The organism is Archangium violaceum (assembly GCF_016859125.1).
GTDB classification, from domain to species: Bacteria; Myxococcota; Myxococcia; order Myxococcales; family Myxococcaceae; genus Archangium; species Archangium violaceum_A.
Genome location: NZ_CP069338.1, coordinates 5,029,809 through 5,048,484, shown reverse-complemented (window position 1 = coordinate 5,048,484; position 18,676 = coordinate 5,029,809). Strand labels below are relative to the sequence as shown.

The window sequence follows — 18,676 nt, the reverse complement described above, 5'->3', positions numbered from 1 at the left end:
AATTCCGGCCCCGAGCCCCCGCCGGGCATGGAAGCGGGCTCCCCCGGACAGCCCCGCCAGAGAGGGACGCCGGGCCGGTGGGGGCGTGTTATGTGAGGCAGCATGCCTCCCCGCCGTCCTGAAATCCTCGCCCCCGCGGGCGACCTCGAATCCCTGCGCGCCGCGCTCGCCAGCGGAGCGGACGCCGTCTATTTCGGGCTGGACGAGGGCTTCAATGCCCGCGCCCGCGCCGACAACTTCTCGCTCGCTCGCCTCCCCGAGACGATGGCCGTCGTCCACCGGGCCGGAGCGCGCGCCTACGTGACGCTCAACACGCTCGTCTTCGAGCCCGAGCTGCCCGTGGTGGAGCGCATCCTCCGCCGGGTGGCCGAGTCGGGCGTGGATGCCCTCATCATCCAGGACCCGGCCATCGCCCTGCTGGCGCGCGCCATCTGCCCCCAGCTGGAGCTGCACGCCTCCACGCAGATGACCGTCTCCAGCGCCGAGGGCATCCGCTTCGCCCGGGCCCTGGGCATCACCCGCGTCGTCGTCCCCCGCGAGCTCTCCACCACGGAGATTCGCCGGCTCGCCGGGCAGACGGACATGGAGCTGGAGGTCTTCATCCACGGCGCGCTCTGCATGTCCTGGAGCGGCCAGTGCCTCACCAGCGAGGCCTGGGGCGGACGCTCGGCGAACCGGGGCCAGTGCGCCCAGTCCTGCCGCCTGCCGTATGACCTGGTGGTGGACCACCAGACGCGCGATCTGGGCGACGTGAGGTACCTGCTCAGCCCCAAGGACCTGGCCGGCGTGCGCGCCGTGCCCGAGCTGATCGACATCGGCGTCCACAGCCTGAAGATTGAAGGCCGCCTGAAGGGTCCGCAGTACGTGACGACCACGGTGCAGGGCTACCGGCGGTGGGTGGAAGGAATTCTCGAGGGCAAGCCGGATGAGCGCCAGCTCGAGAAGGACCTGGCCGCCATGTCCCTCACGTACAGCCGCGGCTTCTCGAATGGCTTCCTCGCGGGCTCGGACCACCAGACGCTCGTCGAGGGCCGCTTCCCCAAGCACCGGGGCCTGTACCTCGGCCGCGTGCGCTCGGTGTCCGGCAAGGAGGTCGTCGTCACGCCGGATGAGCGTCCGTGGACTGGAGGCCTCGGCCTGGGCGAAGCGCGCCCCGAGGCCCCCAACGGACAGGTGTCCTCTCCGCTCGCGGGCAACGAGCCCACACCGGCGGCCGTGGATCCGCGTCCGGGCATGGGAGTCGTCTTCGACGCGGGAGCCCCCGAGGACAAGCACGAGCCCGGAGGCCCCATCTTCCGCGTGGACCGCAAGGGCAACGGCTGGGTGCTGGGCTTCGGCCACCCGGGACCGGACCTGGGACGGGTGGCACCGGGCCAGCGCGTGTGGCTCAACAGCGACCCGTCGCTGGCGCGCCACACGGAGAGCCTGCTCTCCCACGGCGAGCCCGAGGGCCGCATCCCGCTCACGCTGAAGGTCTCCGGAGCCGAGGGCACCCCGCTGCGCCTCCACGCGAGCGCCTGGGGACACGAGAGCACGGCCACGGGCCAGACGCCGCTCGCTCCCTCGAAGGGCAAGGGCCTGGACGAGGCCCTGCTGCGCGACAAGCTGGGCGCCATGGGAGGCACGCCCTTCACGCTGGCGCGGCTGGACTGCACGGAGCTGGCGCCGGGCCTGCACCTGCCCGTCTCCGAGCTCAAGGCCCTGCGCCGAGACCTCGTGGCCGAGCTGACCGCGGCGGTGGAACGAGGCCCCAAGCGCACGGTGGAGGAGAAGCCGGTGCTGGAGCAGGTGCGCGCCTCGCTGCTGGAGCGCGTGCCCGAGATGCCGGCCGAGGACACCCCGCGCCTGCTGCCGCTGTGCCGCAACGACGCGCAGCTGGAGGCCGTCATCGCGGCGGGCCTGCGCGAGGTGGAGCTGGACTGGATGGAGATGGTGGGCCTGCAGCGCGCGGTGGAGCGGGCGCGGGCTGCGGGGCTGCGCGTGACGATCGCCACGGTGCGAGTGCAGAAGCCGGGCGAGGAGGGCTACGACGCGCGCCTGGACAAGCTGCGTCCGGACGCGGTGCTGGTGCGCCACTGGGGCGCGATGATGCACTTCCTGGAGCGCCCCGCCGGCCAGCCGCGCCCGGTGCTGCACGGGGACTTCTCGCTCAACGTGACCAACTCGGTGACGGCGGCGTACCTGCTGGGGATAGGGCTGGACACGCTCACCTTCTCGCACGACCTGGACGAGACGCAGCTCTTCTCGCTGCTGGAGCACGTACCGGCGCACCGCTTCGCCGTGGCGCTGCACCACCACATCGCCACGTTCCACACGGAGCACTGCGTGTACTCGCACACGCTCTCGAGCGGGCGCGACTACCGGAGCTGCGGCCGGCCGTGCGAGAAGCACCAGATCTCACTGAGGGACCGCATCGGGCTGGAGCACCCGGTCATCGTGGACGTGGGTTGCCGCAACACGGTGTTCAACGCGCAGGCACAGAGCGCGGCCTCGCTGGTGCCGAAGCTGCTGGCGCGCGGGGTGAAGCGCTTCCGGGTCGAGTTCGTCCGCGAGTCCCGGGAGGAGGCCACCCGCGTGCTGACGGCCTACCAGGAGCTGCTGGCCGGAAGGATTCCGCCGTCCGAGGCGGTGCGGCGAGCGGCGGTGCACGAGCAGTTCGGCGTCACGCGAGGCACGATGCAGGTGCTGAGCCAGGTCCCGGAGACGAAACGCGGCTAGACCCTCTCAGGTAGAGTGGGAGTCATGACGGTCGCCATCATTGGATACGGACGCTTTGGCCGCGCGCTCGGCTCGCTGTTGGAGGAGGCGGGCATCGACTACCGGGCGCTGGATCCGGTGGCGGACGTCCCAGGGGCCCGTCGAGCCGGCTCGATGCGAGAGCTGCTCACCGGGGCCACGCGAGTCGTGGTGGCCGTGCCGGTTCCGAGGATGAGGGAGGTGCTCGAGGCGATGCTCCCCCACCTGCGCCCGGAGCAGCTCGTGCTGGACGTGGGCAGCGTGAAGGTGAAGCCCGTGCAGGCCATGAACGAGGTGCTCGGAACCCGGGTGCCGTGGGTGGGGACCCATCCGCTCTTCGGTCCGCTCAGCCTGGCCATGGCCGAGCGCCCCTTGCGCGTCGTGGTCTGCCCCAACCCGCTCTACCCGGAGGCGGCCCGCGAGGCCCGCGCCTTCTACGAGCGGCTGGGCTGCGAGATCATCGAGCAGACGCCCGAGGGCCATGACCGGGTGATGGCGCACACGCACGCGCTGACCTTCTTCGTGGCCAAGGGGATGGTGGACGCGGGCTCGGGAGTGGACGTGCCCTTCGCGCCCGCGAGCTTCAAGGCGCTGTCGCGCACCATCGAGACCGTGCGCTCGGACGCGGGGCACCTCTTCACCGCCATCCAGCACGAGAACCCCTTCGCGAGAGAGGCGCGCGGGCACCTGCTTCATGCGCTCGAGGCCATTCACCAGGAGCTCGAGGCGATACCACCCGAGGCCGCCACGCCGGACACGCCAAGCATGGAATTGCCGGCGCTCGAAACGGGGCTGCCGGAGCTCAAGGAGACCCGCGAGCTCATCGACCAGCTCGACCACGACCTGGTGGAACTGCTGGCCCGGCGAGCCGAGCTGGCCAGGCGAGCCCTTCACGCCAAGGCCCAGGCGGGCACGCCGGTACCGGACCCGGCCCGAGAAGATGCGGTGATCGCCACGCGCCGGGCCTGGGCCACCGAGCTGGGAGTGGACCCGGAGGGCATGGAGGCCATCTTCCGCGCCATCCTCCGCTTCTCCCGGCGCGCCCAGCAGACGAAGAAGTAACACCCGACGGGATTCGAACCCGTGGGCAGGGCGATAGAAAGCCCTCAACAGGACGCGCAGCTACCTGCTATCGCCTTGATCTTCCTTGGGTTCCCTCCTCCCGTCCCGTCCCACGCCGTTCCCCCGTGTGCAGCCTCTAACTTGAGCCTGCCCCCTCGCTTGATGAAAGCGCGTGACGATGCGCTTGCGCACTTGGAGCGCGCTCCTGTTGCTGCTCACCGCCTGCGCTAGCGCGCCCACCCCGCGGTCGATGCCACGTCCCCACGCCTTCGCGTCGACTCCCACTTCGGGCCCGCGCATCCGGCTCGTTTCCGCGCCGATGGAGCCGACACCGGAACGGTCGTGGATTGGAAAGGCGGACCTGGACAAGGCCAGGGCACTACTGTCTCGGGCACGCAAAGACATCGAGCCGCATCAGTGGGAACAGTTGGACCGCAAGCTCACCGCAGCGGAACGCGCCTTCGAGCACTTCTCCCGCGTCGCGAGGACGAGCGGGCAAGCCGCCGAGGTGGCGAGGGGCGCCGAGGGCCTCGCCCAGGCTGGACGCGCCGGGACGTTGGCTGAAGCGCTCCCCCGAGTGGGCCCGTTGCTCGCGGTCCTCGTCCTGCTCTATCCCTCCAGCACCGCCGGGCCGGAGATCGACCGCCGCCCGCCCTGGGTCGACGCTCAACGGGAGTTCGAGGCACGGCTGCGGGACGTCTCGGAGTCCTCGCGGCAGCGCATGGTGGAACTCGAGGCCCAGCCTCGTCCGGCGAAAGCAGCGGCCCGGGAGCCCTCGCCGCAGAAGCAGCACGCGTCCGTCCTCGTGGAGGAAGACGACCCGAGATGCAAGCCCGTTCCGGTGAAGCACTTGGGCGGAAATGACCCGCACAACAAATGCGCCGACCTGATGCCGAGCAACAGCTTCCCCGGTTGGGATGTGTTCGTGAATGGGAAGAACTTCGACGCGCTGCAACTGGCCACGCGCACGCTGTGGGACGTCAAAACGGATGACTTCGACAAGCACTCGTCTCGGTCCCAGGACTTTCTTGCTAGAGTGAAGTTGCCGGAATTACAACGCGAGGACAGGCTCGCCAGACAGTGTGGGTATAACTTCATCGTCGGCGTCAAAAGCGCCGCGCACAAAGCCGTGTTGTTCAAACTAGACCGCACCCTCAAAGTTGTCGTCATGGATTGGTGCTGAGATGGCATCCATACAAAAATCTTTACACCTTACCGTCTACGCACCTGCGCTTGTGGACGACGATGGGCGCCCTCTTGCCATCGTCCATGGAATGGAGCGCGCGGTTCCCGGCTTGCGGCTGGGGTGGACGACTTCTGAAAGGGACGACCTCATTGCATTGCCTCACCGTGATGAGTGGGTCGCGACAGACAGGACAGACAACGGGTTTCCGTTCCTCTGCAATGACGACGAGAATCGCGTCGTGACGCTTACCGGATGGGAGAATGCGAGAGGCCTTGCCGCAGACATGACGCCACACTTTGAAGTCCACGCGAGGCTGCCACACGACGAAGCAGGTATTGCGGCGGCAGTGGATGCGCTGGAAGCCGTAGCGGAGGGCGCTCGCGCGATCTGGGGACACATGGATCCGGATGGGGTGGCCGAGACAGTGGCGCAGCAGTTTCGCCACCCGGGGGATGATCCGCATGTTCCGCCTAAAGGGCTGCCCTCGCTCAAACTCCCATGGGACATCCCCGCGCCTGAGATTCCGCACTTCCTCGGGTGGCTGAACTACTGGTCGGATGCTGCCGCACGGGCCATCGGCTTTCCGGACCCCGCCCGCGACGCGGACCTGCTCTCGCGCTCACGGCGTACCGCGACGGGCGGGTGGGTTGTCAGGCTCACCGATGCGCCGCTCGACCTGGACAACCCCGCCCACCTGGACGCGCTCAAACGGGCCTACGCACGCTTCCCGGAGATCGGCGGGCGCTCCACCCCTTGAGACCGGCACCGCTCTGCATTGGCCCATTCTCGAATAGACCGAATCCTGGTTCGTGAAACCGTGTCACCGGGCCAGAGAAGCGGCCGGGCCCGCGCTGCCCATGCGGGTCTCCAGCCACGGACGGATGATGGGCACGACCTGCGTCGCCTGCATGGCCTGCATGTGATTGAGCCCCTCGAGCACTCGCACATCCCAGCCGAGCTCTTCCAGTTGTGCTCGTCCGTTCACGATCGGGCCCGCCAGGCTCACGTGGACATCGCCCCAGTTCTTGCCGTACCGCATCTCGTCCGCCGAGCCCACGAAGCAGAGGCGGGCACACGTGAACCGCGATTGGGCGGCCCTGTCGTCGAATCCCTGCAGCGCCTGATAGAGGGTGACAAACTGCCGAGTCTGCTCCCGCGACAAAGCCACGGACGACCATTCGGAGTCATCCGCTTCCCGCGAGCTCTGAGCAGCGCTCGCCATCTCGTGGGCCGCGGTGGTGACCCGAAGCATTTCCGCGTAGGGCCCGTTGAGCGGCGGGAATCCGCCCATGACGAGTGCCGACAGGCGGCCGGTCCGGATGGCGAGTTGCATCCCGATCATGGCAAGCCATGAGTACCCATAGTAGGCGAATCGCTCCGCTCCCGCGGCATCGGCCACGGAGAGGAGGTCCGTGACGACGTTGACCGGCGTCAACGTGTCCGGCTTCGGAGTGCGCAGGATATGCCCCTCATAGTCGACGGCGACCACTCGAAAGGCGGTGCTCAGGCCCTTGATGAGGGAGTGGCCCAGGGCCGGATCGGCACCGTACTTCCGCATCTGCTCGGCCCGCGGGCCTTCGACCGGCCGCGGATTGACCGGCAGCAGCAGGGTTGGCCCCTCACCGTGGACCTCAAACTCGATGATGCTTCCGTCATGCAACCTCGCCTCAGTCATTTGCGTGACCTCCTGGCTCGAGAGCGCCACCGGTTGATGCGCACTCGTTTCCACATCACCTCGCCCGAAGGCGGATTGCTTCCCCGAAACCCCGGCGAGGGAGCAGCCCTGCTCCCTCCGGTATTCAAACTTGAGTACAGCCACCTATAACGCCCGGGCCCCAGTAGTCAAGTTAGACTAGTGACATGCTCGGAGACCGCGCTGCTGGCGAGCGGGCCGCGCAGGCGACAGGAGACGGGTGATGGCCATATCGGTGGTGAGACTTCTCGTGCTGGGCGTCATTCAGATGCGTGGACGGGCGGCGCATGGCTATGCCGTGCATCGCGAGCTCGTCACCTGGAGGGTCGACACCTGGACCCGTGTCAAGCCTGGATCCATCTACCATGCGCTCAAGCAGCTCACGAAGGAGGGGAAGCTCCGAGCCGCCGGCGTGGAGGAGAGCACCGAGGGGCCGGGCAGAACGCTCTATGCGCTGACCCAGGAGGGCGAAGCCGAGTTTCGTGAGCTCCTCGACGCTGCATTGTCGAGCATCGAGTGGGAGGAGCTCGGGGCGGGGGTCGCATTCATGCAGACACTGCCGCGTCAACACGTCATCCGCCTGTTGAAAGAACAGCATCGCCGAGCCACGGAGATCAGTGTCGGATTGGAGAAGATGGTTCCGATGTTTCCCCACCGCGACCAACCGCCACACACCCAGGACCTGCTCGAGCTGTGGAGCGGAGGAATTGCCGCGACGGCACGCTGGACCAAAGCGCTGCTCCAACGACTGGAGTCAGGTGAGTATGTGATGGCAGACGACACGAAGCGTCCTCAATAGCGCTCCGTGCCCTTCTCCCGCTGTTCGTGACGTCCTCCTCGGACGGAGTCAATTTCGAGACCCCGGCGCTCACCTACTTCAACCCGTGACGTGAACCCTCCCTCCCGTTCGTCATCAACGGCGGGTAGTCGCACCCCGCCATGAGGTGACGCGTCCGTGACGCGAACGAGGACCTCCGGCGCGTGGAGCTGTCTCCACTCGGCGGAGGTCCTCGGCGCTCACAGGGAAGGCCACTCACCGACGTTGAGGCTGCGTCTTGCATCGGAGCGCGACCTCGCTGAGCATCGCTCCGTGTCTCCGCCCCCCTCCACGTCGTCCCGCTGCTCGCACTCCTCCCAGGTGGGACGGCCTTGAGCGTGGGCACCGGTTCGCCACCGCCTCGCGTCCTGGCCGACGTCTTCGCACGCACGCGCATTCATGATGGGGCGCTCGTGCTCGGCGCCGCGCTGTTCACCGCGTTGCTCGCGCAGGTCGCCATCGCGGTGCCGGGCTCCCCGGTGCCCATCACGGGCCAGACGCTCGCTGTCGTCCTCACGGCCGCCGCGCTCGGGCCCGTGCGGGGCATGGCAGGGCAGCTCGCCTACGTCCTGCTCGGAGCGGTGGGGCTGCCGTTCTACTCCAAGGGGGCCAGCGGCTGGGCTCAGGTGTTCGGGCCGACTGGCGGCTACCTGGTGGGCTTCATCCCCGCGGCCTTCCTCGTGGGTCTCGCGGCCCGGTACGGCTTCGACAGGCTGCCGTGGAAGGCCGTCCCGCTCTTCCTCACTGGCCAGCTCGTCATCCTGGCCATCGGCGTGCCCTGGCTCTGCGTGGCGGCCCCACTCGACCTCTCCACGGCCCTCCACAAGGGCTTCCTGCCCTTTCTCCCCGGTGGGCTGCTCAAGGCCGCCATCGCCGGCCTGGGGATGCCCCTCGCCTGGAGGCTCGTACGGCTTCGCGAGCCATGAAGGTGCGCCTGCCCCGGTGATGCAGCCAACACCGCGAGAAAAGGGTTCGCTCTAGCTCTGTCTCAACGAATCCCCAATGGATGGCGATGCAGGTGCGAGCCTGGACTTCTACCGACTCGCAGCGAAACCATGAGCAGAGGAGCGAACGACCCACCCGCCCGTCGCGGTGCGCCACGCCCGGGAGAGCAGCTCCGCATCGAGGACCGGATCCGGGAAACCGGTGGCCCGTGCGGCAGCGGCTGAGCAGTCGTTCAGCATCGAGAAGCACGTCGACTTCTGACATCCCTTCCCTCCCGCCGGAGCCCCCTCCGGGCAGGCGGGCGTGACGTCTCCCGAAGGGTGATGGCTCCGTCCGTCAGGAGGCGCTCGCGCATCACCTGGGGGGGGCATTGTTCCCGCGTCTCGCGAGACGGAGCTTGCCCTCACACAGAGGAGTTGCCTGATGAATTCCAGGACGCAGGCCTCGCGGTGGGGCTGGACGTGTTTGTTATTGGGAGCGCTCGCGCTCGCCGCGTGCGGTGTGGCACCGGAGCCTCCGGAGGAAGAGGCGCGGGAGGAGTCCGTCTCCGCCATGCAGGACGACGGCGGCGGACCGAGCCCCGCGCCCACCTGGTCCGAGCCGTCCTTCGCCTCCGGGTCCGTGGTGGCCTCGGATGGGAATCAGTTCCTCGTGGTCTGGCGCGACGTGGGCCGTCCCGGCCAGCTCTACGCCGCGCGAGTGTCGAAGCACGGCAGGCTGCTCGACCCGGAGGCCCTCCGGCTCAATCCCGCCCCCGAGGTCGAGGCTGGGGACCCCGCCGTCGCCTTCGATGGCGGACAATTCCTCGTCGTCTGGCAGGGACAGTTCTCACTGTTCCTGGTCCGGGTGGAGCGCGATGGCACGGTGGTGGACAGCCCGCCCCTCCCCATCGCGGACATCTTCGGCAGCCCGGCTCCAGCGCCCGCTCTCGCCTGTGCGTGGCGCCAGTGCCTGGTGGCCTGGCTCGACTTCGCGGACCCCGGGAGTGTCCGCGGCGCCCTCCTGAGGACCGATGACACGGGCCTTGGCACCCAGGAGCTCACCATCTCGTCTCCCGCGGAGGCTGTCTCCTCGTTCGGCATCTCGGCGGCCTGGACCAACAACCACTTCCTCGTCGTCTGGAGCGACGCTCGCTTCGGCGGATTCAAGCTGCTCGCCTCCCGTGTGAGGTCCGATGGGCGGGTGCTCGATCCGGACGGCATCCGCGTGTCGGATTCGCCCGGCGACCAGACCTTCATGGACGTGGTCGGGACGAAGCGGGGCTTCCTCGTCGCGTGGAGCGACTCGCGCAACGGCCCCCGGGACATCTTCGGAACGCGGGTGAGGCTCGATGGTTCCGTGCCCGACCCCGATGGCTTCCCCCTTTCCATCGGACCTGGCGATGACATCATTCCCGCCCTCGCCTACGACGGGCAGTGGGTGCTCGCCACCTGGAGCCGGCTGGCCCCGGACCGCGGCTCCACCACCATTCGGGGCAATCTCGTGAGGCCCCATGGCACGGTGGCCACGCCGGATGGCTTCCTGCTCTCGGGTGGCGAGTTCGTCCGCGAGGTCGACCAGGACGTGGTCTTCGGGAGTGGGAAGTACTTCATGGCCTACGGCGGTGCGCCCACCGTCGACGAGCCCCCCTTCCAGGTCATCCTCGGCACCCGCCTGAGGAGGGACGGCACGCGCGTGGATGACCCGGCCATCCGCATCTCGCACTCGCCGTCGGTCGAGGGAACGACAGTGGCTCCCGTTGAGCCCGTGATGCGGAAGTAGAGGTCTCCGCGGAAGCGATGTGCCCGCACCGCTTCGGCCAGGTCCTGGTGCGTGGCGGCGATGAGGCGCACGTCCACCGTGCGGTCCTCCACCCCTCCCAACCTGCGGAAGCGCTTTTCCTCCCCCTATGTGGCGCTGGAGGTGGAGCAGGCACCAGCCTCGGGAGGGCTGGGGCTACTGACAGGGTTGTTCGAGGCGCTCGCTCGCGTGATGAAGAGGATGGAAACGTGCGGGCCTACCTCGAGAGCCAGCGGGGCGAGCAGCACGAAGCCGGCGGGTTGGCCGTACAGGCAGTGGAGGAGAGCCGTGCGCCCACGCTGGTGGATACCGGCGACGAGAGCCCAGCGGGCATCGCCCATCCCCTGCCGGCGAAGCCTTTCAGCGACCAGGCGAAGGCGCCTGCAAGCCCAACCGAGCCGAGGTGGAGCACAACGGGGGCTGCTGGTTGGAGCTCGCCAAGCGTCCGCCTCCCCAACGAATCGTCTGACCACCCTGACCAGCTGCCTTGACAAGCGCATCCTCTCGATTACTGGCGACCTTTCGTGTATCCTCATGTGCGCATCAATCTCCTGTAGCATCAACCCCTGTTCTCTCTAGAGGGCGGTTAGGAGGCGTCATGAGGGCATCAAGGATACAGAGCCTGTGGGCGCGGTTGTGCACAACGCCAAGCTATAAACACGGCCCGTACTACCACCAGCTGAACAAAGGTGGTCTCCTCTCAATCCTAGACAAAGGCGAGCTTCGCTCGACTACAGCGGCGACCATCGCGGGCGGTGGTGATGCGGTTCGCGCGCACACCTCGAACCCAAGCATGCCTCCTCATGTAGGCAAACCAACGATTGAGTTCTACGCCGAGAAAGCACCGGACCGGTGGACTCCTGAGTGGTTGGCGCGCTGGAGCATGCCAGAAGGAGAATCCTTGAAAGTTCAAGTCACCCGAATTTATGGAAACCCGCAGGACGACGATCTCTAGTCGCTCCTCGAGCTTCCTTCAGAGGGTGTTGAACAAGGGCGATCAGACGAGTCGGCGGAGTCGGCGGACTCCGCTTTCCTCTCGTAGCCCTTGCCTTGAATGAGCGCCTCTCCCGATTGGCAAAGAGGAGCGGGTCGCATCAAGGGGCTGAGCGCCCACCAATATCAGGGAAGCGCTCATAGGACCGCAGGAGCGCTTCCAGGTGCGAGGGGTTGTCCAGGTCGAGCGGCGCGTCCGTGAGAGCAGCTCCGCATCGCGAGCCGGGTCCGGGAAGCCGATGGCCCGTGCGGCGGCATCCGACCAGTCGTTCAGCCACCCGAGGAAACGCGGAAGCTCAGGCGTGGAGCTGACCCATGGGAACTTCGAGGTCGTCGCAACTTCCGGGTCGCTCTCGTGGGACGGATGCGGCATCTCCCACGGTGGGAACTCGAAAGGGAGCACCTCATGGTTTCCGGAGCAAGCACCGCCGCCGTTCGCCGCAGCAGGGCCCCTGGCCTCCCGGAGCGTGTGGCGGCGCTCGACTGGGAGCGCATCGCCACGGACCTGGACACGCACGGCCATGCCACCGTGGGCGGGCTGCTCTCACCGGCGGAGTGTCTGGGATTGGCGGAGTGCTATCCGTCGGACGCGCTGTTCCGCAGCCGGGTGGTCATGGCGCGGCACGGCTTCGGTCGTGGGGAGTACAAGTACTTCGCCTGGCCGCTGCCAGATGTCGTCTCGCGGCTCCGGACGGCGCTGTACCCACCGCTGGTGGGCATCGCGAACCGCTGGAACGAGGCGATGGGCCTCGACGTGCGCTACCCGGACGCGCACGCGGCGTTCCTCGAGCGCTGCCACGCGGCCGGGCAGACACGGCCGACGCCGCTGCTCCTGCGCTACGGCGAGGGTGACTACAACTGCCTCCACCAGGACCTGTATGGGGAGCACGTCTTCCCGCTACAGGCCGCCTTCCTCCTGTCGGTGCCGGAGGAGGACTTCACGGGTGGCGAGTTCGTGCTCACGGAGCAGCGGCCCCGCATGCAGTCCCGCGCGGAGGTGGTGCCGCTGCGGCAGGGTGACGGCGTCATCTTCCCGGTGCACCACCGGCCGGTGAAGGGAACACGTGGGTACTACCGCGTCAACATGCGGCATGGGGTGAGCCGGCTACGCTCCGGTCAGCGCCACACGGTGGGCATCATCTTCCACGACGCTCGATGAGGTGCTGGGCCGGCTCACGCCTGACGAGAGAGGCCCGCTTGGACGAAGCCTACCCCTTGAGCATCAGGCTCACGGTGTCTCCGCGAGTGGAGACGCAGCCCTCCGTCTCGAGGTGGCGGACGAGCTCCTGGACCTCCTCGAGGCCTCCCAACACCTGGAGGCCCTGGGGCAGGGTGGCGAGGTCAGCTCCCCGGTCCCCCTGCCGCTGGAGGAAGAACCGGTTTCCCACGGGCTCACCGCCCTTGTGCACGAGTGACTCTTTCGATGTGCTCATCAAGCATGTGCCAGTGGCAAGCCTCACGTGAACAGCTTGAGCAACGCGGGCACGGTGAGCACCGCGGTGTAGTAGCCCATGAACTGCACGCCCGTGTTGAATCCGAGGGTGCGCGACAACAGCCCGCCGAGCAGTCCCATCGTCAGGATCACCAGCAGCCCCAGGACCTGGCCTTCCCAGACGCTGATGACGATGATCAGACCGACGAAGGTGGCGATGATGGCCTCGTGGCTCACCTTGCGCGAGACGAACAGCGCCGCCCGCCGCGCATGGTTCATGGCGAACGGGTAGGACACCAGTGCCGCCAGCACCACGGCCAGCATGCCGTAACCCAGAAACTCCCAGTGACCGAGCAGGTCGTGCAGGTTGTGCGTCTGCCCGGTGGCGGTATCCACCGTGAACCGGGGAGGTGCGTTGAACAGCGGCGCCGCCGGGCCGGCCGCCACCGGACTCAAGGGCAGACCGAAGGCGATCAGCGGAATCAGCACTTCGGCGATGTAGGTGGCCTCGGTCACTCCGTTGCGCGCGGCCAGCACGGTGGTCAGACGGTGATACGCATGCTTGATGCGCGAGCCCACGGCCTCGCCCATCACCACCGTCATCGCCACCGGGCTGAACACGAACGTGGCGCTCGACACCGCCGCGGCGGCGAGCGTCCAGCGGGTCTGGGTGGCATCGAGCACCTTGAACGGGTTGGGGAAATAACCCGACCAACTCTTGACATCCGGAGCCAGCGAGAACGTCCGGACGCGGTCGCGTCGCATGCGCGGACCCTCGATCGGGGAGAGCACCGAGAACAGGTCGGCCACCAGCGGGCCGATGGCGATTCCGAGGAAGTAGCTCACGCTGAGCTTGACGCCACGGCTGGCCGTGAACGCCTGCAGCGCCACGATGACGAGGACGAAGGGCACCAGCGTGACCACGGACGCCCAACGGCCGCCAGACAGGTAGGCGATCAGCACCGCGGCCGTCATGAAGATCCACGGCGCCGACTTCGAGATGATGTCCCCGAAGGGCGCGAGCAGGACGGCGAACGACACCGCCAGCGGCACCGCCAGGAAGGCGGCGATGAGCCCTCCGGACACCATCTTGCGCAGCGCGATGTGCGGCACGCCGAGATTGCGCAGGATGTTGGCGTCCTGCAGCAGTGGAATGGCGGTGGTGTCGCCGGGAATGCCGAGCAGAGCGGTGGGGACCGCATGCGTCATGTGTTTGGCGACCGCTCCGGCCAGGAAGAAGGTGAAGACGCCCGCGGGCGGCACGCCCAGCAGAGCGACCAGCAGGGTCGGCGGAGCAAGCGTCGTCGTCTCGTCGGTCCCGGAGATCAATCCAATGGCGGTGAACACCACCGCACCGAGCAGCCCCATGCCCGCGGCGACCAGGATCTGGTTCAGGAGGTCCGCTTGCACCATCACTCCTCCGTCGTCGGAAGTGCGACCTGGGGCATCCCCGGCTCCCTGGCTCGTGCCGACGGGGCGATCCCGGAAGAGGCCACGGCGGCGTCAGGCACGGTCGGCTGGGAGGTCGCGAACAGTTCGTAGAGGTGCAGCGCCTTCATCTCGCTCACCACCGAGGGCGGCAGCTCGGCAACTGCTCCGAGTCCGCCGGACTGCGCGGCAAGCTCGTTCAGCACCTCCTGGCGCCACGACGGATCGGCCGCCCCGTCCTCCACCACCTCGCGCTTGGGAGGGAACAGTGCGCCGCAGATGACGCCGGACAGAACGCAGCCGGCCAGCCCCGCCAGCATCGCGTAGGCACGTGCGAGCGCGGCACTGCCGACCCGGTCCGCCAGGAGATGGCTGGCCAGAAGGAAGCAGGCCAGGCTGACGACGAGACCGATGGCGATGGACCACGCCAGGTGCCGCAGATCGACCGTATCGCCCCAGACCTCGGCCAGGTGGCCGTGTCGCGGGTCGTGTTTTTTCATTTGTCTCTCTCCGCTCAGTCCCGCCGCGCCCAGGGGGTGGTGGTAAGTCTACCTGCTCCGCCCACGAGTTGTCTGACACCTACAGTCAACACCCACAGTCGGCCGCGGGCAGGAGTGATGTCCGAGCGCTCAGCCGAACTACCAGACGTACACCCAGCCTGCTTCCCCCTCGATTGCCTCGGCCTGCGCAATAGCACGTAGGAGGTTCTGCAGGCGGAACTCGATGTAGTCCTCGTCGTAGCCGGTGGCTCGGGCGAGCTCAGCACGCCTCCGCAGCAGGAGCTCTGCTTCTCGCCGAAGCAGGCGGAGGTCCTCTCCCGTCGCGTAGATGTCCCTTTCGGCGAGGCTGGGCAGGAGCGCGAGGCCAAGGGCCCGGGTGAAAGGCGCTCCCCACAATGTCGTGCGGCATTGCTCGCCCCCGAAGAGCGAAGGCTCGCCTCCAGGCCCTGGTTGCAGCTCGACGTCCTCCATGTCTCCGGACGCTTTCTTTCGGTACACGGACACAAGCAGACTCATGGGCTGCTCATGGTACTGCCTCGCGGCCAGTTCGTGCGGCAGCAGGACGGACTGGCCGCGCAAGAGAGTGAGCCGCCGCCTACCGCAGGCGAGCGGCCAGCTTCTGGAAGCGCGGGTCCTTGCGCGCGTGCTCCAGGTGGGGATCGCTCAGCGCCCACGAGCCCTCGAGCCCGGCGTCGATGGCCTTCCCCAGGTACTCCAGCGCGCGGCCCGCGTCCGCCTTGAGCGAGTAGCCACAGGCGGCGTTGTAGAGCGCGTTCACCTGGTACGACTTCGCGGAGGCGGCACGCAGCGAGGCCTCGATGGCCCCGTCGTAGTCCTTCGACGCCAGCAGCACCTGCCCGAGCCGGTACCAGGCCGTCGCGTCCGAGGCATTGGAGGCCGCCAGCTCCCGGTAGGCCTTCGCCGCCGCCGCCCAGTTCTTCTCGGCCCCCAGAATCTCCGCCTGCTGGTGGGCGCGGCCCCGGTCATCGAGGCTCGGGTTGAGCAGCGTGTAGCCGCCGACGAGGTGCGGCTCCGGCGTCCAGCGGTACTCCATGTAGCGTGCCGTCTGCTCGGCCACGCGCAGGCCCAGCAGGCGCGCCACGACGTGCAGCGAGCCGTCGATGCCGGCGGACACGCCCGCGGTGGTGACGATGCGCCCGTTGTCGATGAAGCGGCGCCCGCGGTGGACCCGCGCCTTCGGCGCCATCCGCTGGAGCGAGTCGATGGCGTTGTTGAACGTCGTCACGTCCAGCCCGTCGAGCATCCCCGCCTTGCCCAGCACCAGGGCCCCGGTGCAGACGGTCAGGGCCACCTCGGCGCCCGCCGCTGTCTTCGCGAGCCACTTCGAGTACGCCGCGTCCTCCAGCACCACACCGGTGTCGCCGCCGGGGATGACGAGGACATCCGGCACGGGCGCGTCCTCGGGCGTGAAGTCCGGCGTCACCTTGACGAAGCCCTGACTGGTCAGCGGCGCCCTGGACTTCGCGACGGTGTAGACGCGGAAGGCGTGCGCGTCGCCCTGCATGGACTGGTGGGCCGCCGCCGCGAACACCTCTCCGGGGCCGGCGAAGTCGAGCAACTCCACTCCCTCATAGAGGACGATGGCCACGTTGCGCGTATAGCCCGCGCGACGAGGCTGTGACTCCGCGGCGGCCGAGGCCGGCGTGACGACGAGGAACAGCGGCACCGCGAGCATCCAGCCCACCGCGAGGTGCTTCATGATCTTCCCACTCCTGCCCCGCTATCGGGGCGCTGACTGCGTCCGCTGACGCCCGGCCTTCCACCGCGCGGGGCTCACGCCATGAGCCTCCTTCCAGAGGCGGCGAAGCTGGCGCGCATCCTTGAAGCCACAGTGAGTGGCGACGCTCTCCACCCGGGCCTCCGGGTCCTCCAGCAGGTGGGCGGCCACCTCCAGGCGGACGCGCCGCGAGAAGTCCTTCACGCTGATGCCGGTCGCCTGCCGGAAGGCGCGCGTGAGGTTGCGCGGGCTCATCGCGGCCAGCCTCGCCAGGCGCGGCAGCGTGGCGTGCTCGCGCGGGTTGGACACGATCCAGTCCTGCACCTTGTGGACGCCGTGGCTCAGGTGCGTGCGGTACTCGAGGAACACGGACGTCTGCCGCTGCTCCCCGTCGCGCCGGTGGTAGACGACCATCTCCCTCGCGACGCGCGCCACCACCAGCGGGCCGTAGTCCTCCTGGACCAGGGACAGCGCCATGTCGATGCCGGACGTCACGCCCGCGCTGGTGATGACGGAGCCGTCCTTCACGAAGAGCCGGTCCGCCAGCACCTTCACCTCCGCGTGGCGGCGCTGGAGCAACTCACAGAGCTTCCAGTGGGTGGCGCATGACCTGCCGTCGAGCAGCCCCGCCTGCGCGAGGGCGAAGGCGCCGGTGCAGATGGACGCCACCCGCGCGCCCGCGGCATGGGCCTCGCGCAGCCATGCCACCGGCACCGCCGCGCCTGGCGAGTCCAGCGCGCGCGAGTCGATGCCGGGAACCAGCACCAGGTCCAGCCCGCGCGGGTCGGGCAGCGGCTCCAGCCGTGCGAAGACCAGTCCCTGCGCGGAAGGAAGCTCGGGAGTCCGCGCGCAGTAGCGCAGCCGGTAGTCCGCGCCGAAGCCGTTGGCCTCGAAGAGCACCTGGACAGGTCCGGCCAGGTCCTGCAGGTGGACGTGCGGCAGGAGGAGCACCACGACATGCCGGGCACGGGCGGACGCGGCGGCTCCGATGCTCCGGAGAGAACGGGAGGACGGCATGCCCGGCAGCATAGAGAGGGTGCGGCACCGGTTCCCACACACATTCCGGACAGAGACCGGACATTTCAGGCCATGACGCCCGGCCCGCCGCGCCCTCGTCCATCACATCCGCCCCCCTCGGGCTCCATTGGGACCGGTGACTTTTCTCCTTCCCCGAAGCGAGGCACACGCGGATGCCGCCCGAGCGACTCAATCCCCTTCCCCACTCCGTCTTCCTCCACCCCGCGATGGCGCTGCCCGACCTGAGGCCGGCACGTGAGTGGCGGCCAGGCCACGGGGGCCTGTGTGGCGTCCGCGCCAATGCCCACATCATCGCCACCTACCAGGAGCTCGACGCCTCCCTGCTGCGCTACCTGGGAGGCACGCCCTACTCGACCTGGCTGACCTTCGCCCGGTACGCCACCCGCGAGGTGGGCTCCTGGATTCGCGGCACCGAGAGCTTCCTGTACGCCTTCGGCACCCGGAGCGCCTCTCCCGCCGGTCAGCTCCGCGCCCTCCAGGGCTTCCTCGCCAGTGCCCGCGCCGATCGGATCCTGAACATCATCGGGCAGACGGCGCTGCGGAGGCTCAACTCCACCGGCTCCTCCTCCCTGCTGGTGGATGCGCGGCGGCTGATGAGCGTCGGCCCCTGGTTGACCGAGGTGACCTGGCGCGTCCGCTCGGCGCTCGTGGAGGCCAACACCGAGCTGTACCACCGGCTGGGTTTCGCCTTCGACCTCTTCCTCCGCGCGGAGTCCGAGGGTCGCAACGGGCTGGAGGCCCTCGGCGAGGCCATCGCGGACGAGCGGCTCGACGACTCGCTGGGCTTCATCCGCGCCGGATTCGCCCGTTATCGCCAGACCCGCGAGTTGGGGCCGCACGTACAGGGGACGCCGCTCGAGGCCAGTCGCCGCCAGCTCATCCATGAGGCCAACGTGCTGCTGGCCCTCCAGGAGCAGGCGCTCATCCTCCAGCGGCCCACCATCTTCGGACACCCCGTCCTCCACGAGGTGCTCGGCGCGGTGAAGCCGGGTCTGCTGCTGCTGACCCTCTACCCGGAGTCCCGTGATGGCTCCTTCCACTGCTTCCCGTTGCTTCCCGACGGAGGGAACTGGGCGGACTTCGCCTCGCGCATGGGTTTCCGGGAGGTTTCCCCGGAGGACGGCTCGCCGCCGGACGCCGTTGCCATCCGTTTCCCCGATCGGCCAGCGGAGCAGCGCCTCTACGTGCCGGACCGGAGCGCCCGCGGCACCATCCTGGACCTCTTCACCCGCTACCTCGAAGGACCGGCGAGCGAGGCCCTGCGGCTGGGCAGGCCGCGCGACATCCGCCCGATGAACGCCGCCGCGTGAACGCCCAGCGACAGCCCCG

Annotated in this window: 17 protein-coding genes and 2 pseudogenes; 9 read left to right on the top strand and 10 right to left on the bottom strand. The window is 68.5% G+C overall.

The annotated features are described in order from the left end of the window. Positions 1–102: 102 nt before the first annotated feature. The 4 genes from JQX13_RS21660 to JQX13_RS21645 all read left to right on the top strand — a co-directional run bounded on the left by JQX13_RS21660 (position 103) and on the right by JQX13_RS21645 (position 5,741). Complete coding sequence (locus JQX13_RS21660; protein WP_203410823.1) at positions 103–2,718, top strand: U32 family peptidase; 2,616 nt, start codon at positions 103–105, stop codon at positions 2,716–2,718. 24 nt (positions 2,719–2,742) lie between these two features. Next, positions 2,743–3,798 (top strand): prephenate dehydrogenase/arogenate dehydrogenase family protein, encoded by a 1,056-nt coding sequence (locus JQX13_RS21655; RefSeq protein ID WP_203410822.1) that lies wholly within the window; start codon positions 2,743–2,745, stop codon positions 3,796–3,798. Between the two features lie 178 nt (positions 3,799–3,976). Then, positions 3,977–4,981: a DUF6310 domain-containing protein gene (locus JQX13_RS21650; protein WP_239015329.1), complete on the top strand. Its 1,005-nt coding sequence runs from the start codon at positions 3,977–3,979 to the stop codon at positions 4,979–4,981. Between the two features lies 1 nt (position 4,982). Next, positions 4,983–5,741 carry a DUF5953 family protein gene (locus JQX13_RS21645; RefSeq protein ID WP_203410820.1) on the top strand — a complete coding sequence of 253 codons (759 nt, stop codon included), beginning with the start codon at positions 4,983–4,985 and terminating at the stop codon, positions 5,739–5,741. A gap of 63 nt (positions 5,742–5,804) precedes the next feature. Here JQX13_RS21645 and JQX13_RS21640 read toward each other — a convergent pair whose 3' ends face one another. Then, positions 5,805–6,659 (bottom strand): alpha/beta fold hydrolase, encoded by an 855-nt coding sequence (locus JQX13_RS21640; RefSeq protein WP_203410819.1) that lies wholly within the window; start codon positions 6,657–6,659, stop codon positions 5,805–5,807. A 241-nt stretch (positions 6,660–6,900) separates the two neighbouring features. On the opposite strand from JQX13_RS21640, the gene JQX13_RS21635 reads away from it, so the two are divergent. Then, positions 6,901–7,476 carry a PadR family transcriptional regulator gene (locus tag JQX13_RS21635; RefSeq protein ID WP_203410818.1) on the top strand — a complete coding sequence of 192 codons (576 nt, stop codon included), beginning with the start codon at positions 6,901–6,903 and terminating at the stop codon, positions 7,474–7,476. Positions 7,477–7,832: 356 nt separating this feature from the next. Continuing rightward, complete coding sequence (locus tag JQX13_RS21630) at positions 7,833–8,420, top strand: biotin transporter BioY (RefSeq protein ID WP_239015327.1); 588 nt, start codon at positions 7,833–7,835, stop codon at positions 8,418–8,420. A 108-nt stretch (positions 8,421–8,528) separates the two neighbouring features. Here the strand turns inward: JQX13_RS21630 and JQX13_RS54345 are convergent, their stop codons facing one another. Further along, positions 8,529–8,678 (bottom strand): DUF5953 family protein, encoded by a 150-nt coding sequence (locus JQX13_RS54345; protein ID WP_343211122.1) that lies wholly within the window; start codon positions 8,676–8,678, stop codon positions 8,529–8,531. Positions 8,679–8,862: 184 nt separating this feature from the next. On the opposite strand from JQX13_RS54345, the gene JQX13_RS21625 reads away from it, so the two are divergent. Further along, positions 8,863–10,200 (top strand): hypothetical protein, encoded by a 1,338-nt coding sequence (locus JQX13_RS21625; RefSeq protein WP_203410817.1) that lies wholly within the window; start codon positions 8,863–8,865, stop codon positions 10,198–10,200. On the opposite strand, the pseudogene JQX13_RS56415 reads toward JQX13_RS21625, so the two are convergent. Continuing rightward, positions 10,185–10,322, bottom strand: a pseudogene (locus JQX13_RS56415) (sigma 54-interacting transcriptional regulator); the annotation flags it as partial. The gene JQX13_RS21625 and the pseudogene JQX13_RS56415 overlap by 16 nt on opposite strands. 990 nt (positions 10,323–11,312) lie before the next feature. Further along, a pseudogene (locus JQX13_RS54335) lies at positions 11,313–11,536 on the bottom strand (DUF5953 family protein); the annotation flags it as partial. An 81-nt stretch (positions 11,537–11,617) separates the two neighbouring features. On the opposite strand from JQX13_RS54335, the gene JQX13_RS21615 reads away from it, so the two are divergent. Further along, positions 11,618–12,370 (top strand): 2OG-Fe(II) oxygenase, encoded by a 753-nt coding sequence (locus tag JQX13_RS21615; RefSeq protein ID WP_203410816.1) that lies wholly within the window; start codon positions 11,618–11,620, stop codon positions 12,368–12,370. A gap of 49 nt (positions 12,371–12,419) precedes the next feature. On the opposite strand, the gene JQX13_RS21610 is transcribed toward JQX13_RS21615, so the two are convergent. The 6 genes from JQX13_RS21610 to JQX13_RS21585 form a co-directional block, all read right to left on the bottom strand. Then, a complete protein-coding gene (locus tag JQX13_RS21610; RefSeq protein WP_203410815.1) occupies positions 12,420–12,644 on the bottom strand; it encodes a hypothetical protein in 225 nt (74 codons plus the stop codon). A 23-nt stretch (positions 12,645–12,667) separates the two neighbouring features. Then, complete coding sequence (locus JQX13_RS21605) at positions 12,668–14,056, bottom strand: tripartite tricarboxylate transporter permease (protein ID WP_239014996.1); 1,389 nt, start codon at positions 14,054–14,056, stop codon at positions 12,668–12,670. After that, positions 14,056–14,571 carry a hypothetical protein gene (locus JQX13_RS21600; RefSeq protein ID WP_203410814.1) on the bottom strand — a complete coding sequence of 172 codons (516 nt, stop codon included), beginning with the start codon at positions 14,569–14,571 and terminating at the stop codon, positions 14,056–14,058. Before JQX13_RS21600 ends, JQX13_RS21605 begins: the two co-directional genes overlap by 1 nt. Positions 14,572–14,709: 138 nt before the next feature. Continuing rightward, positions 14,710–15,087 (bottom strand): hypothetical protein, encoded by a 378-nt coding sequence (locus tag JQX13_RS21595; RefSeq protein ID WP_203410813.1) that lies wholly within the window; start codon positions 15,085–15,087, stop codon positions 14,710–14,712. Between the two features lie 79 nt (positions 15,088–15,166). Continuing rightward, positions 15,167–16,291 (bottom strand): DJ-1/PfpI family protein, encoded by a 1,125-nt coding sequence (locus JQX13_RS21590; protein WP_203410812.1) that lies wholly within the window; start codon positions 16,289–16,291, stop codon positions 15,167–15,169. Between the two features lie 21 nt (positions 16,292–16,312). After that, positions 16,313–17,326, bottom strand: coding sequence for a GlxA family transcriptional regulator (locus tag JQX13_RS21585; protein WP_203410811.1), 1,014 nt, complete (start codon positions 17,324–17,326; stop codon positions 16,313–16,315). Between the two features lie 173 nt (positions 17,327–17,499). Between JQX13_RS21585 and JQX13_RS21580 the strand changes: the two genes are divergently transcribed. Further along, on the top strand, positions 17,500–18,657 hold the full coding sequence (locus tag JQX13_RS21580; RefSeq protein WP_203410810.1) for a hypothetical protein: 1,158 nt from the start codon (positions 17,500–17,502) through the stop codon (positions 18,655–18,657). Positions 18,658–18,676 lie beyond the last annotated feature (19 nt).